Below are 13,243 nucleotides of genomic sequence, written 5' to 3' on the forward strand. Positions count from 1 at the left end.
ATACGCCCTGAGGCGGTTCAAGCTTTGTCCGCAGCCTGCGCTTTAGCGGCCGGCAAGGTGAAACCGGACACCGAACGCCGCAGCTGGCTGGCCATTTTCGCCAGGTTGCCGATGCTCTCGGCGGTGGCGGTGGAGCCGGACGAGGTCTGCGTGGTGATCTGCTGGATCACGTTCATCGTCAGGGAAATCTGGCCGGCCGACGAAGTCTGTTGCTGCGCGGCGTTGGAAATACTCTGGATCAATGCCGCGAGGGTCTTCGATACGCCTTCGATTTCTTCCAGGGCCACCCCGGCATCCTGCGCCAGACGCGCGCCGCGCACCACTTCGGTGGTGGTCTGTTCCATGGAAATCACCGCTTCGTTGGTGTCGGCCTGAATCGCCCGCACCAGCGTTTCGATCTGCCGGGTCGCCGCGGATGAACGCTCGGCCAGACGCTGTACTTCGTCGGCCACCACCGCAAAACCGCGCCCGGCGTCACCGGCCATGGACGCCTGAATCGCCGCGTTGAGGGCGAGGATGTTGGTCTGATCGGCAATGTCATCGATCAGGCTGACAATGTCGCCAATTTCCTGAGAAGACTCACCCAGCCGCTTGATGCGCTTGGCGGTGTCCTGAATCTGCTCGCGAATATTGTCCATGCCATGAATGGTGTTGTGCACCACTTCGTTGCCCTTGTTAGCGATCTCCACCGAGCGTTCGGCCACCGCAGAGGATTCGGCGGCGTTGGCCGAGACCTGATCGATGGACTGGGCCATGTCGTTGATGGCCGTGGAAGCTTCGGAAATCTGCTGCGCTTGATGCTCCGAGGCCTGGGCCAGGTGCATGGCGGTGGCCTGGGTTTCCTGCACGGCGGCGGCGACCTGGCCGGCGGTGAGGTTGATGGTCGCCACCAGATCGCGCAATTGGTCGACGGAATAGTTGATCGAGTCGGCGATGGTCCCGGTGAAGTCTTCGGTCACCGAGGCGGTCACGGTCAGGTCGCCGTCGGCGAGGTCTTCGATTTCGTCCAGCAAACGCATGATCGCGTTCTGGTTGCGCTCGTTCTTCTCGGCGGTTTCACGCAGCTGACGGTTGGTTTCGCGCACCATCACCAAGCCGATGAGGATGATCGACATCAGCGCCAGCAAGCCCAGTACATAACCACCGATAGTGCCGGTGTTACGCCCGCCAGCGAGGTTTTCGAATCGGCTGGCCAGGTGTGAAGCTTCATCGAGCAGGGTTTGCGACAGGGTAAAAATATTGGTGGCCGATTCGCGGACCTTGAGCAGCTCCGGCGAGGTTTCGAGGATTTCATCCACCGAACCCGATACGAATTCGAACAGTTCGGAAATCTCGGTCAGCCGGGCGCGCGCATCACGGTCTTCGACCTGGCTGATTTTCAGTGCCGCATTGCCCTGAAGCATGCCGTTGAGCACCAGGCCGAAACGCGCCGCGTCGCGACCGAAAGCGTCGGCCGCCTGCTGCGAATTTTCATCGCCGGACAACACGGTATTCACCGCACCAAGAATCCGCTCGGCCAGCAGCGACTGACGCTGGGCCATCGCCACTTGAGTCGCCGGGGCGCCACGTTGCAGGAGGGTTTCGACGACCTTCTCATACTCGACCTGCAACTGCGGCACGGTTTCGGCCAGTGTTGCGGCGACTTGATGCAAAGACAACACGGTCTGCTCGCTGGAGAGAATGGCGTCGGTGTTTTTCAGCAAACGCTCCCAATCCAGCTGCACGGCGCGCATTTCCGGGCGCACGGTGGACGGTGCCGGCGGCAGGCCGGTGGAAGGATCGCCTTTCTTCAGATAGCCCCAACGCTGGGCGAAGTCGTTGCGCGCATCGCTGAGCAACTTGAACGCCGCGGCCTTGCCGGCGGCGGCTTCGGTGGCGTTCTTGGCGATGCGCTGGGACAGCACGCGCAGCTCACCGGCGTGGCCGATGTACTGTTTGTCGTAATTCGCCTGGGTGTTGAGGTATGCGAAGTTGGCGAACAGCAGCATGATGAAGACGATCAACGCGATGAACAGCGCGATGATCTGCGACCGACTGCGCGACCCTTCTGGCTTGCCTGTTTTAGCTTTTATCATCGGTCCTCGCCTGTTAACCAACATCTTGTGAGACCTGACAGGAACCCTGTGGGAGCGGGCTTGCCCGCGATGAGGGCGTGTCAGTCGACATCTATTGAACCGCTATCGCGGGCAAGCCCGCTCCCACAGGTTATACGGCGACGTTCATGAAACCTTGTGACTGCGCCAACGCAAACGGGCTGAATACCTGCCAATTCTGCTCACGCTGAAACCGGCCTTTGATGAACGGTGCAATCGGGCCGCTCAAGGTATCTACCGGTTCCAGGCTGTCCTGGGCAAAGTGTTGCAAGCCGAACACTTCATCGACCAGTAACCCGGCAAACACCTCGTTGTGCTCCACCACCAAAACCCGCCGCTGCTTGCGCAGATTCGACAGTTCATGACCGATGAAGCCACTCAAATCCATGATCGGCAGCAATCGCCCGCGCAGGTTGGCCACGCCCTTGACCCAGGGCTTGACCCCAGGCAATTGGGTAACGCGCGGTTCGTGCAGGACTTCGCTGACTTCGCCCATGGGCGCGACGTACCAATGCTCGCCCAAGCGAAAGCCGATGCCACTCCAGCTGTCCTGTCGGGTTGGCTGGGACGGCAGGTCCGCCGCCAGCAGACGACAGCGCTGGTCAATCTGCAGCAGCAGTTCAAAAGCCGTCAGCGACTCGGTCATGACCGGACGATCAACCGGCCAGCACGTTGTTCAGAGTCTTGATCAGGGTCTCTTCGTCGACCGGTTTGGTCAGGTAGTCCTTGGCGCCCTGGCGCGTGCCCCAGACTTTGTCGGTTTCCTGATCCTTGGTGGTAATGATGATCACCGGAATGTGCCCGGTTTCCGGGTCTTTGGTCAGCTGACGGGTCGCCTGGAAACCGTTAAGGCCGGGCATGACGATGTCCATCAACACCGCGTCGGGTTTTTCCTGACGGGCCAGGGCCACGCCGTCGGCGCCGTTTTCGGCTTTCAACACCTCATGACCGTGCTTTTCGAGCATGCCGGTCAGTTTGTACATTTCGGTCGGCGAGTCATCGACGATCAGAATACGTGCCATGGTCTTCCCCATTCTTGTCGACACCGGGCCCCATGGCCGAGCGTCACTGTGCGTGTCCTACTGCGGCGAAACGGCGGTGAAGCCCGGTACATGGGCCTGAATCGCGTTCAGCAGTTCTTCCTTGCTGAAAGGCTTGGTCAAAAACTGGTCGGAACCGACGATCCGCCCCTTGGCCTTGTCGAACAACCCGTCCTTGGACGACAGCATAATCACTGGCGTGGACTTGAACGCACTGTTGTTCTTGATTAAAGCGCAGGTCTGATAACCATCCAGACGCGGCATCATGATGTCGACAAAGATGATGCCGGGGTGATTGTCGGCAATCTTGGCCAGGGCATCGAAACCATCGATTGCGGTGATGACTTCACAGCCCACGTTTTTCAACAGCGTTTCGGCGGTGCGACGAATCGTTTTCGAATCATCGATCACCATGACCTTCAAGGCGCTGGAATGCTGTTCCATAGTGGCTCTACCGTCGCCTTTGTGAATCAAATTGTCCGTTTGCCGCTCATCGCTGGCTCGAAACCCTTGATACTTAAGGGCCAACAGGGCATGGCAGCCTTTTTAGCACAGTCTCCCCATCCAATCTATCGGGCGACCCTGGCGGTGGTTTTTCCTTGACCGGGAACACACTCAGCGCCACTCTGACGCCACTTTTTCACAACACTTTGCACCCCAATTTCGAGGAAAACCCCATGAGCGTTCGCGTCGGGATTGTCATGGATCCTATCGCCAGCATCTCCTATAAAAAGGATAGCTCGCTGGCCATGCTGCTGGCCGCGCAAAAGCGTGGCTGGGAACTGTTCTATATGGAACAGCGCGATTTGTATCAGGCTGAAGGCGAGGCTCGCGGGCGGATGCGTCCGCTGAAGGTGTTCGCCAACCCGGAAAAATGGTTTGAACTGGGTACCGAAAGCGACGCGCTGCTGAGCGATCTGGACGTGATCCTGATGCGCAAGGATCCGCCGTTCGACATGGAGTTCGTCTACTCCACGTATTTGCTGGAACAAGCGGAAAGTGCTGGCGTACTGGTGGTCAACAAGCCGCAAAGCCTGCGTGACTGCAACGAAAAGCTCTTCGCCACGCTGTTCCCGCAGTGCACGCCGCCGACCATCGTCAGCCGTCGCCCCGACGTGTTGCGTGAATTCGCCGACCATCACGGTGACGTGATTCTCAAGCCGCTGGACGGCATGGGCGGCTCGTCGATCTTCCGCCACACCGCTGGCCACCCGAACCTGTCGGTGATCCTCGAAACCCTGACCTTGCATGGCCGTCAGCAAATCATGATCCAGGGTTACCTGCCGGCAATCGTTGATGGCGACAAGCGCATCCTGATGATCGATGGCGAACCAGTGGATTACTGCCTGGCACGGATTCCCGCGCTCGGTGAAACCCGTGGCAACCTCGCCGCCGGTGGCCGTGGCGAAGCCCGACCGCTGACAGAGAAAGATCGCTGGATCGCCGCGCAAGTCGGCCCGACCCTGCGTGAGAAGGGCTTGCTGTTCGTCGGTCTCGACGTAATCGGTGAGCATCTGACCGAAATCAACGTCACCAGCCCGACCTGCATTCGCGAGATCGATAACGCGTTCGGCACCGACATTGGTGGCCTTCTGATGGATGCCATAGAGAAAAAGCTGCAAGTTGCAAGCCTCAAGCCTCAAGCTTGAAGCACGCGGCATACAGCTTGTCGCTTGAAACTTGTAGCTTGAAGCTAAAAACCAACATTGCGTTATCATGCCGGGCTCGTGAAAAACTCTATGTTGGTTTTTGGTTATGACACTCCCGTCCGATCTGCCCCCTGAACTCGCCCACCTTGGTGTGCGCCCGGCTGATCGCCTCGGTTTCACCCTGTTTCTCGCGGCGCTGATTCACCTGGCCTTGCTGTTGGGCGTCGGGTTCTCCATGGTCGAACCCCAGCAAATCAGCAAAACCCTGGAAATCACCCTCGCCACGTTCAAAAGCGAAAAGAAGCCGGAAAAAGCTGACTTCCTCGCCCAGGAAAATCAGGAAGGCAGCGGCACTCTGGAAAAAAAGGCGACGCCCAAGACCACCGAGGTCGCGCCCTTCCAGGACAACAAGGTGCAGCCAGTCACCCCACCGCCAACCGCCACGCCTCAAGTGCCGGAAGCAGCCCCCAAGGCAGCCGTGACGACCGTCGCGCCGAAACCGAAAAAAACCGCGACCAAGCGCGAAGAGATCAAGACCGAGACCAAACCCAAGGTCGTGGCACCCACCTTCGACAGCGCACAGCTGTCCAGCGACATCGCCAGCCTGGAAGCGGAACTGGCCAGTGAACAACAGCTGTACGCCAAGCGCCCGCGCATCCACCGCTTGAGCGCCGCGTCGACCATGCGCGACAAGGGCGCCTGGTACAAAGATGAATGGCGCAAGAAGGTCGAGCGCATCGGCAACCTCAACTACCCGGACGAAGCCCGGCGCAAACAGATTTACGGCAATTTGCGACTGATGGTCTCGATCAACCGCGACGGCTCGCTGTATGAAGTGTTGGTGCTGGAATCTTCCGGCCAGCCGCTGCTGGACCAGGCGGCGCAACGCATCGTAAGGCTCGCGGCGCCATTTGCACCGTTCACCGGGGATCTGTCGGACATCGATCGTCTGGAAATTATTCGGACGTGGAAGTTTGCGCGTGGGGACAGACTCTCCAGTAATTGATCAGCACAGAACCCCTGTGGGAGCGGGCTTGCCCGCGATAGCGGTCTGTCTGACACTTCAATTTTGGATGTACCGCCGTCATCGCGGGCAAGCCCGCTCCCACAGGGAACAGGTTGTTTGCGGGGACTCGGGGCATTTCCTGTGCATCCTCAGCTTGTCAGTTCGCCCCTCCAACGCCACACTAGCGCTCATGAAGAACGTCAGCCCCAGCTACCTCAAGCATCACTTCCTGATCGCCATGCCTCACATGGCCGACCCGAACTTTGCGCACACCTTGACCTACATCGTCGAGCACACGGCCAATGGTGCCATGGGGCTGGTGGTCAACCGCCCGCAGGACCTGAACCTGGCCGATATTCTCGAGCAATTGCGCCCCGATATCGAACCACCAGTGCTCTGCCAGCACGTGCCGATCTTTATGGGTGGCCCGGTGCAAACCGATCGCGGTTTTGTCCTGCACCCATCGGGCAAATCTTTTCAGGCGACCGTTGATCTGGAAGGCGAATTGTCCCTGTCGACCTCCCAGGACGTGCTGTTCGCCATCGCCGACGGCGTCGGCCCCGCGAAAAGCCTGATCACCCTCGGCTACGCCGGTTGGGAAGCCGGGCAACTGGAAGCCGAACTGGCCGACAACGCCTGGCTGACCTGCCCGTTCGATGCCGACATCCTGTTCAACACCAGCAGCGAATTACGTCTTGAAGCGGCAGCCAAGCACCTGGGCGTCAATCTCAGCCTGCTCACCAGCCAGGCGGGGCACGCCTGATGGCCCTGCGGTTGATTTTGGGTTTCGACTACGGCACCAAACAGATCGGCGTTGCGGTCGGTCAGGTGATTACCGGTCAGGCCCGCGAGCTGTGCACCTTGAAGGCGCAAAACGGCATTCCTGACTGGAATCAGGTCGAAGCCCTGATTAAGGAGTGGAAACCCGACGCTGTGGTGGTCGGCCTGCCGCTGAACATGGACGGCACGCCGAGCGACATGTGCCTGCGGGCCGAGAAGTTTGCCCGGCGCTTGAATGGCCGCTACAACCTGCCCTTTTATACTCACGACGAGCGCCTGACCACCTTCGAGGCCAAGGGCGAACGCCTGGTCCGTGGCGGCCAGAAAGGCAGTTACCGCGACAACCCGGTCGATGCCATCGCCGCCGCCCTGCTGCTGCAAGGCTGGCTCGACGAAAACACAGCGCTGTTCGAATCCTGACCGCACCTAATTCTGAAGAGCCGCTGCGGCGTCTCCCTTAGCTACAACCCGAGCCACCACTCAAGCGGCATCCGGCTCGGGACAAAGAAGGAGCAAACCATGAGCCTGCCCAATCCCGCCGAACTGATCAGCCAGATGGCGATCCGTCTTGACACCTATCTGGCCAAACGGGGCATCAGCGAACCGCGTTACATCGGCATTCGGACCGGTGGCGTCTGGGTCGCGCAGGCGTTGCTCGATGAACTGGGTAGCGATTCGCCCCTGGGTACCCTGGATGTTTCGTTCTACCGCGACGACTTCAGCCAGAACGGCCTGCACCCACAAGTACGCCCATCGGCGCTGCCGTTCGAGATCGAAGGCCAGCACCTGGTGCTGATCGATGACGTGCTGATGAGCGGTCGGACCATTCGCGCCGCAATGAACGAACTCTTCGACTATGGCCGCCCGGCCAGTGTGACGCTGGTATGCCTGCTGGACCTGGACGCCGGTGAACTGCCGATCCGGCCGAACGTGGTTGGCGCGACGCTGTCGCTGGCGGCCCACGAACGCGTGAAACTGTCCGGCCCGGAACTCAAGCTCGAACTTCAAGACCTCGCCCTTTAATTCGCCCTATTGAGAGTCCCCCTCGCGATGACGCCTCTAGAAACCAAGCGCCCGCTGCAGCTCAATGATCAGGGCCAGCTGCGCCACTTCCTCTCGCTCGACGGTTTGCGCCGCGAGCTGCTGACGGAAATCCTCGACACCGCCGACTCGTTCCTCGAAGTCGGCGCCCGGGCGGTGAAGAAAGTCCCGTTGCTGCGCGGCAAGACCGTGTGCAACGTGTTCTTCGAGAACTCCACCCGCACCCGCACCACCTTCGAACTGGCGGCCCAGCGGCTGTCGGCTGACGTGATCACCCTGAACGTGTCCACGTCGTCGGCGAGCAAGGGCGAAACCCTGCTCGACACCCTGCGCAACCTGGAAGCCATGGCCGCCGACATGTTCGTCGTGCGTCACGGTGATTCCGGCGCGGCGCACTTCATCGCCGAGCATGTTTGCCCGCAAGTGGCGATCATCAACGGCGGTGACGGCCGTCACGCCCACCCGACCCAGGGCATGCTCGACATGCTCACTATTCGTCGGCACAAGGGCGGCTTCGAAAACCTTTCGGTGGCCATCGTCGGCGACATCCTGCACTCGCGGGTAGCGCGCTCGAACATGCTGGCCCTGAAAACCCTCGGCTGCCCGGACATCCGCGTGATCGCGCCGAAAACCCTGCTGCCGATCGGCATCGAGCAGTACGGTGTGAAGGTCTACACCGACATGACCGAAGGCCTGAAGGACGTCGACGTGGTGATCATGCTGCGCCTGCAGCGTGAACGCATGACCGGCGGCCTGCTGCCGAGCGAAGGCGAGTTCTACCGCCTGTTCGGCCTGACCACCGCGCGCCTGGCCGGGGCCAAACCGGATTGCATCGTCATGCACCCGGGGCCGATCAACCGTGGAGTAGAGATTGAGTCGGCGGTGGCCGACGGTCCGCACTCGGTAATCCTCAACCAGGTAACCTACGGCATCGCGATTCGTATGGCCGTGCTGTCCATGGCCATGAGCGGGCAAACAGCCCAGCGCCAATTCGAGCAGGAGAACGCCCAGTGAAGCTCAGCATTCTCGGCGCACGCGTTATCGATCCGGCCAGCGGCCTGGATCAAGTGACTGATATCCACGTTGAAGCCTGCAAGATCGTCGCCCTTGGCGCCGCTCCAGCGGGTTTCGTTGCAGTAGACACCATCGACGCCAAGGGCTTGGTTGCCGCCCCCGGCCTGGTTGACCTGAACGTCGCCCTGCGTGAGCCGGGTTACAGCCGCAAAGGCTCGATCGCCAGCGAAACCCGTGCCGCCGCTGCCGGTGGCGTGACCAGCCTGTGCTGCCCGCCGAAAACCAAACCGGTGCTGGACACCTCGGCCGTGGCCGAACTGATCCTCGACCGCGCCCGCGAAGCCGGCAACACCAAAGTCTTCCCGATCGGCGCACTGAGCAAAGGCCTGGATGGCGAACAGCTGGCCGAACTGGTCGCCTTGCGCGATGCCGGTTGCGTGGCCTTCGGCAACGGTCTGGAGAGCTTTCGCAACACCCGCACCCTTTGCCGGGCGCTGGAATACGCGGCGACGTTCGACCTGACGGTGATTTTCAATTCGCAGGACCATGATCTGGCCGAAGGTGGCCTGGCTCACGAAGGCCCGACTGCGAGTTTCCTCGGTTTGCCGGGCATTCCGGAAACCGCTGAAACCGTAGCCCTGGCCCGGGACCTGCTGCTGGTCGAGCAAAGCGGCGTGCGCGCGCACTTCAGCCAGCTCACCAGCGCCCGCGGTGTGGCGCTGATCGCCCAAGCCCAGGCCCGTGGCCTGAAGGTCACGGCGGACGTGGCGTTGTATCAACTGATCCTCACCGACGAAGCGCTGATCGACTTCAGCAGCCTCTATCACGTCCAGCCGCCGCTGCGCACCCGCGCCGACCGCGATGGCCTGCGGGCAGCGGTGAAGTCGGGGGTGGTCTCGGCCATCTCCAGCCATCACCAGCCCCATGAACGCGATGCCAAACTGGCGCCGTTCGGTGCCACCGAACCGGGCATCAGCAGTGTGGAACTGCTGCTGCCGTTGGCGATGACCCTGGTGGAAGACGGTTTGCTCGACTTGCCGACGCTGCTTGCACGCTTGGGCGCCGGTCCTGCCGAAGCATTGCGTTTACCAGCGGGCAAATTGGCGGTAGGTGGGCCGGCAGATATCGTGCTGTTCGACCCGGCGGCCTCAACCGTGGCCGGTGAGACCTGGTTGTCGAAGGGCGAAAACTGCCCGTTCATTGGCCACAGCCTGCCGGGTGTGGTGCGTTACACCCTGGTGGATGGGCGGATCAGTCACCAGGCTTAACACCGCGCTGCCTGCCTTCGCGAGCAAGCCCGCTCCCACATTTGACCTTCAGCGAACACAGAATTTGTGTACGACCGAAAACACATGTGGGAGCGGGCTTGCTCGCGAAGGCTTACTGGAAGGCGCCTCTATTCTGCGCATTGCGAATAGACACCTGGTCATTCAACGTCCAGAAGTCATACAACACCCCCAGAAAGAACACCCCGCCTGTCACCAGATACAGCAAACCGCTGATCCATTTCCCCTGATACATCCGGTGCACACCGAATACCCCCAGAAACGTCAGCAGAATCCACGCAACGTTGTATTCGATGGGGCCCGCGGTAAAGCGCAGGTCCGCTTCACGGTCCATGGAGGGGATCAGAAACAGGTCGATCAACCAGCCGACACCCAGCAAACCGAAGGTAAAAAACCAGATCGTCCCGGTCACCGGCTTGCCGTAATAGAAGCGGTGAGCCCCGGTAAAACCGAAAATCCACAACAGGTAACCAATCACTTTGCTGTGTGTGTCTTGCTCTGAAACGGGGTGTTGATAGGTGTTCATGGATGACCTCGACTCACACGATAGAGAAATATTCTTGAATTCTTTGTGACTTTTTTACAGGCGGCCGACATACGGCAAATGCTAACTTCATTCCTGTCAAAGCCTTGTAATACCTGACTTTTGTCCGACAACCGCGTCAATTTTTCCGCTTATTTAGTTCCGTGGCCCGCCGTTTGAATCGACCAACGGCCTCGGAAGGGCCAAAAAAGCTGTTATAAAGTTGCGCGTTCACCCATATGAGCCTTGCCTAATGCGTCCATTTTTCAAGACATGGCTAACCATTTGCCTATTATTGCCCCTGGCCGCCCACGCCACCAATCGTGAGCAACGTCTTCCCAACGTTAATGGTTACACCCCCAAATCCCATGTTTCTGCTCCTTCAAGCAAAAACAACAAACAGACAGTAAAACGCTCCACCCAACTGAGCAGCGCTAACCGCAAGCTGGTACCGCCAATGGCCAGCAAGGAAAGCAGCAACGTGTTGAGCCGCGCGGTAAACGTGCTCGGTACGCCTTATCGTTGGGGCGGCAGCAGCCCTAGTAAAGGGTTCGATTGCAGCGGTCTGGTGAAATACGCGTTCAACGACGCTACGTTTGACCTGCCTCGTACCTCCAACGCCATGGCCAGCGGCCATGGCGAGAAGGTCGATCGCAACGATCTGAAGCCAGGCGACCTGATTTTCTTCAACATCAAGAGCCGCCGGGTCAATCATGTTGCCATCTACCTGGGCAACGACCGCTTCATCCACGCACCACGCCGTGGCAAGTCGGTGAGCATCGACACCCTGAAGAAACCGTACTGGGAAAGCCACTACGTGGTTGCCAAGCGGGTTCTGCCGAAAGAACAGAACGAATTGCAGGTTGTTCAGCGTTGATCCGACACTGATCATTCCCACGCTCTGCGTGGGAATGCAGCCCGGGACGCTCCGCGTCCCCCTGCCAAAGCGGACGCGGAGCGTCCATTGAGACATTCCCACGCAGAGCGTGGGAACGATCAACTTCCTGTCAGAAGTTATCCGGCGAGCGCGCCTTCTCCCGCGCATGCTCGCGGCTGATCACGCCCTTGGTCACCAACTCCTTCAGGCACATATCCAGCGTCTGCATCCCCAGCGACCCTCCGGTCTGAATCGACGAGTACATCTGCGCCACCTTGTCTTCGCGGATCAGGTTACGGATCGCCGAAGTGCCAAGCATGATTTCGTGGGCGGCAATTCGCCCGCCGCCGATTTTCTTGATCAATGTCTGCGACACCACCGCCAGCAACGACTCGGAGAGCATCGAGCGCACCATCGATTTTTCGTCGCCCGGAAACACGTCCACCACCCGGTCGATGGTTTTCGCCGCCGACGTGGTGTGCAGCGTGCCGAATACCAGGTGACCGGTCTCGGCGGCAGTCAATGCCAGCCGAATAGTCTCCAGATCCCGCATTTCCCCCACCAGAATCACGTCCGGGTCTTCGCGCAGGGCCGAACGCAGCGCCGTGGCGAAGCTGCGGGTATCGCGATGGACTTCGCGCTGATTGATCAGGCATTTGCGCGATTCGTGGACGAACTCGATCGGGTCTTCGATGGTGAGAATGTGGTGATGGCGATGGTTGTTCAGGTAATCGATCATCGCCGCCAACGTGGTGGACTTGCCCGAACCGGTCGGGCCGGTCACCAGCACCAGGCCCCGGGGCGCTTCGGTAATCTTGCGAAACACTTCCCCCATCCCCAGATCGTCCATGCTCAGCACCTTGGACGGAATGGTCCGGAATACCGCGCCCGCCCCCCGATTCTGGTTGAAGGCATTGACCCGAAAACGCGCCACGCCGGGCACTTCGAAGGAAAAGTCGGTTTCAAGATGCTTCTCGAAGTCCACCCGCTGGAGGTCGTTCATGATGTCGTAGATCAGCTCATGCACTTCCTTGTGATCCAGGGCCGGCAGGTTGATGCGTCGCACATCGCCGTCGACACGGATCATCGGTGGCAGGCCGGCGGACAGGTGCAGGTCAGACGCGCCTTGTTTGGCGCTGAAAGCCAGCAGCTCAGTGATATCCATAGCGCTCCTCAATTCCAGTAGAATGCCGCGAACCTTCAGACCGCTGGCGCCTCTTGATGTCCACGATAGCAGACAACATCGCTCAGGTTAGTTCACGCATCCGTGCTGCCGCCCTCGCCGCCGGGCGCAACGAGCACAGCATCCAGCTGCTAGCCGTGAGCAAGACCAAACCCGCCGAAGCCCTGCGTGAAGCCCACGCCGCCGGGATCCGCGACTTTGGCGAAAACTACCTGCAGGAAGCCTTGGGCAAACAGCTCGAATTGGCCGACCTGCCCTTGATCTGGCACTTCATCGGCCCCATTCAATCGAACAAGACTCGCGCTATCGCCGAGCATTTCGACTGGGTGCATTCCGTGGATCGCTTGAAAATCGCACAACGGCTGTCCGAACAACGTCCCGCCGATTTGCCTCCATTGAACATCTGCATCCAGGTCAACGTCAGTGGTGAAGCCAGCAAGTCCGGCTGCACCCCGGCGGATCTGCCCGCCCTGGCCAATGCCATCTGCGCGCTGCCGCGCTTGAAATTGCGCGGGCTGATGGCGATTCCCGAGCCGACTGAAGATCGCGCCGCCCAGGATGCAGCCTTTGCTGCCGTGCAGAGCCTGCAAGCCAGCCTGAACCTGCCACTCGACACACTTTCCATGGGCATGAGCCACGACCTCGAGTCGGCCATTGCCATGGGCGCCACTTGGGTCCGTATCGGAACGGCCCTGTTTGGTGCCCGCGACTACGGCCAGTCTTGAAACAATGGCTGACACCTCTCTTTATA

15 protein-coding genes are annotated in these 13,243 nt (G+C 60.1%); 9 read left to right on the plus strand and 6 right to left on the minus strand.

All coding sequences use genetic code 11. The features are described from left to right. Nucleotides 1-17: 17 nt before the first annotated feature. The 4 genes from AC1RQB_RS17495 to pilG all read right to left on the minus strand — a co-directional run bounded on the left by AC1RQB_RS17495 (nt 18) and on the right by pilG (nt 3,577). Nucleotides 18-2,075, minus strand: coding sequence for a methyl-accepting chemotaxis protein (locus AC1RQB_RS17495; protein WP_063342261.1), 2,058 nt, complete (start codon nt 2,073-2,075; stop codon nt 18-20). Between the two features lie 130 nt (nt 2,076-2,205). Further along, nucleotides 2,206-2,739 carry a chemotaxis protein CheW gene (locus AC1RQB_RS17500; protein ID WP_063342260.1) on the minus strand — a complete coding sequence of 178 codons (534 nt, stop codon included), beginning with the start codon at nt 2,737-2,739 and terminating at the stop codon, nt 2,206-2,208. 10 nt (nt 2,740-2,749) lie between these two features. Further along, nucleotides 2,750-3,115, minus strand: a complete 366-nt coding sequence (pilH, locus tag AC1RQB_RS17505) for a twitching motility response regulator PilH (protein WP_008068134.1) — start codon at nt 3,113-3,115, stop codon at nt 2,750-2,752. A gap of 57 nt (nt 3,116-3,172) precedes the next feature. After that, complete coding sequence (pilG, locus tag AC1RQB_RS17510; protein ID WP_008068133.1) at nt 3,173-3,577, minus strand: twitching motility response regulator PilG; 405 nt, start codon at nt 3,575-3,577, stop codon at nt 3,173-3,175. Between the two features lie 233 nt (nt 3,578-3,810). On the opposite strand from pilG, the gene gshB reads away from it, so the two are divergent. The 7 genes from gshB (at nt 3,811) to AC1RQB_RS17545 (ending at nt 9,891) form a co-directional block, all read left to right on the plus strand. Then, entirely contained in the window at nt 3,811-4,782 is a 972-nt protein-coding gene (gene gshB / locus AC1RQB_RS17515) for a glutathione synthase (protein ID WP_008068132.1), read from the plus strand. A gap of 106 nt (nt 4,783-4,888) precedes the next feature. After that, entirely contained in the window at nt 4,889-5,788 is a 900-nt protein-coding gene (locus tag AC1RQB_RS17520; protein ID WP_008068130.1) for an energy transducer TonB, read from the plus strand. A gap of 190 nt (nt 5,789-5,978) precedes the next feature. Further along, on the plus strand, nt 5,979-6,551 hold the full coding sequence (locus AC1RQB_RS17525) for a YqgE/AlgH family protein (RefSeq protein WP_007897948.1): 573 nt from the start codon (nt 5,979-5,981) through the stop codon (nt 6,549-6,551). Then, on the plus strand, nt 6,551-6,988 hold the full coding sequence (ruvX, locus tag AC1RQB_RS17530; protein ID WP_007897947.1) for a Holliday junction resolvase RuvX: 438 nt from the start codon (nt 6,551-6,553) through the stop codon (nt 6,986-6,988). The genes AC1RQB_RS17525 and ruvX overlap by 1 nt, the downstream gene beginning before the upstream one ends. A 99-nt stretch (nt 6,989-7,087) precedes the next feature. Continuing rightward, nucleotides 7,088-7,591, plus strand: coding sequence for a bifunctional pyr operon transcriptional regulator/uracil phosphoribosyltransferase PyrR (pyrR, locus tag AC1RQB_RS17535; RefSeq protein ID WP_008068126.1), 504 nt, complete (start codon nt 7,088-7,090; stop codon nt 7,589-7,591). 27 nt (nt 7,592-7,618) lie between these two features. Next, nucleotides 7,619-8,623, plus strand: coding sequence for an aspartate carbamoyltransferase catalytic subunit (locus AC1RQB_RS17540; protein WP_007897943.1), 1,005 nt, complete (start codon nt 7,619-7,621; stop codon nt 8,621-8,623). After that, nucleotides 8,620-9,891 (plus strand): dihydroorotase, encoded by a 1,272-nt coding sequence (locus AC1RQB_RS17545; protein ID WP_008007433.1) that lies wholly within the window; start codon nt 8,620-8,622, stop codon nt 9,889-9,891. The genes AC1RQB_RS17540 and AC1RQB_RS17545 overlap by 4 nt, the downstream gene beginning before the upstream one ends. A gap of 112 nt (nt 9,892-10,003) precedes the next feature. On the opposite strand, the gene AC1RQB_RS17550 is transcribed toward AC1RQB_RS17545, so the two are convergent. Then, the gene (locus AC1RQB_RS17550) at nt 10,004-10,435 is read right to left on the minus strand and encodes an NINE protein (RefSeq protein WP_207267417.1); all 432 of its coding nucleotides are present in this window, start codon (nt 10,433-10,435) and stop codon (nt 10,004-10,006) included. A 250-nt stretch (nt 10,436-10,685) separates the two neighbouring features. On the opposite strand from AC1RQB_RS17550, the gene AC1RQB_RS17555 reads away from it, so the two are divergent. Next, a complete protein-coding gene (locus tag AC1RQB_RS17555; RefSeq protein ID WP_063342259.1) occupies nt 10,686-11,309 on the plus strand; it encodes a C40 family peptidase in 624 nt (207 codons plus the stop codon). A 130-nt stretch (nt 11,310-11,439) separates the two neighbouring features. Here the strand turns inward: AC1RQB_RS17555 and AC1RQB_RS17560 are convergent, their stop codons facing one another. Further along, complete coding sequence (locus AC1RQB_RS17560; RefSeq protein ID WP_007897938.1) at nt 11,440-12,474, minus strand: type IV pilus twitching motility protein PilT; 1,035 nt, start codon at nt 12,472-12,474, stop codon at nt 11,440-11,442. A 56-nt stretch (nt 12,475-12,530) separates the two neighbouring features. Between AC1RQB_RS17560 and AC1RQB_RS17565 the strand changes: the two genes are divergently transcribed. After that, entirely contained in the window at nt 12,531-13,217 is a 687-nt protein-coding gene (locus AC1RQB_RS17565; protein ID WP_063342258.1) for a YggS family pyridoxal phosphate-dependent enzyme, read from the plus strand. Nucleotides 13,218-13,243 lie beyond the last annotated feature (26 nt).

This window comes from Pseudomonas sp. GW822-FHT02E03, assembly GCF_058802325.1.

What these genes read in the sequence shown, in the direction of transcription:
- AC1RQB_RS17565 (WP_063342258.1), top strand. Translation starts at nt 12,531, where the DNA reads ATGTCCACGATAGCAGACAACATCGCTCAGGTTAGTTCACGCATCCGT.
- AC1RQB_RS17555 (WP_063342259.1), top strand. Translation starts at nt 10,686, where the DNA reads ATGCGTCCATTTTTCAAGACATGGCTAACCATTTGCCTATTATTGCCC.
- gshB (WP_008068132.1), top strand. Translation starts at nt 3,811, where the DNA reads ATGAGCGTTCGCGTCGGGATTGTCATGGATCCTATCGCCAGCATCTCC.
- AC1RQB_RS17550 (WP_207267417.1), bottom strand. Translation starts at nt 10,435, where the DNA reads ATGAACACCTATCAACACCCCGTTTCAGAGCAAGACACACACAGCAAA.
- AC1RQB_RS17520 (WP_008068130.1), top strand. Translation starts at nt 4,889, where the DNA reads ATGACACTCCCGTCCGATCTGCCCCCTGAACTCGCCCACCTTGGTGTG.
- pilH (WP_008068134.1), bottom strand. Translation starts at nt 3,115, where the DNA reads ATGGCACGTATTCTGATCGTCGATGACTCGCCGACCGAAATGTACAAA.
- AC1RQB_RS17495 (WP_063342261.1), bottom strand. Translation starts at nt 2,075, where the DNA reads ATGATAAAAGCTAAAACAGGCAAGCCAGAAGGGTCGCGCAGTCGGTCG.
- AC1RQB_RS17500 (WP_063342260.1), bottom strand. Translation starts at nt 2,739, where the DNA reads ATGACCGAGTCGCTGACGGCTTTTGAACTGCTGCTGCAGATTGACCAG.
- pilG (WP_008068133.1), bottom strand. Translation starts at nt 3,577, where the DNA reads ATGGAACAGCATTCCAGCGCCTTGAAGGTCATGGTGATCGATGATTCG.
- AC1RQB_RS17525 (WP_007897948.1), top strand. Translation starts at nt 5,979, where the DNA reads ATGAAGAACGTCAGCCCCAGCTACCTCAAGCATCACTTCCTGATCGCC.
- AC1RQB_RS17560 (WP_007897938.1), bottom strand. Translation starts at nt 12,474, where the DNA reads ATGGATATCACTGAGCTGCTGGCTTTCAGCGCCAAACAAGGCGCGTCT.
- ruvX (WP_007897947.1), top strand. Translation starts at nt 6,551, where the DNA reads ATGGCCCTGCGGTTGATTTTGGGTTTCGACTACGGCACCAAACAGATC.
- pyrR (WP_008068126.1), top strand. Translation starts at nt 7,088, where the DNA reads ATGAGCCTGCCCAATCCCGCCGAACTGATCAGCCAGATGGCGATCCGT.
- AC1RQB_RS17540 (WP_007897943.1), top strand. Translation starts at nt 7,619, where the DNA reads ATGACGCCTCTAGAAACCAAGCGCCCGCTGCAGCTCAATGATCAGGGC.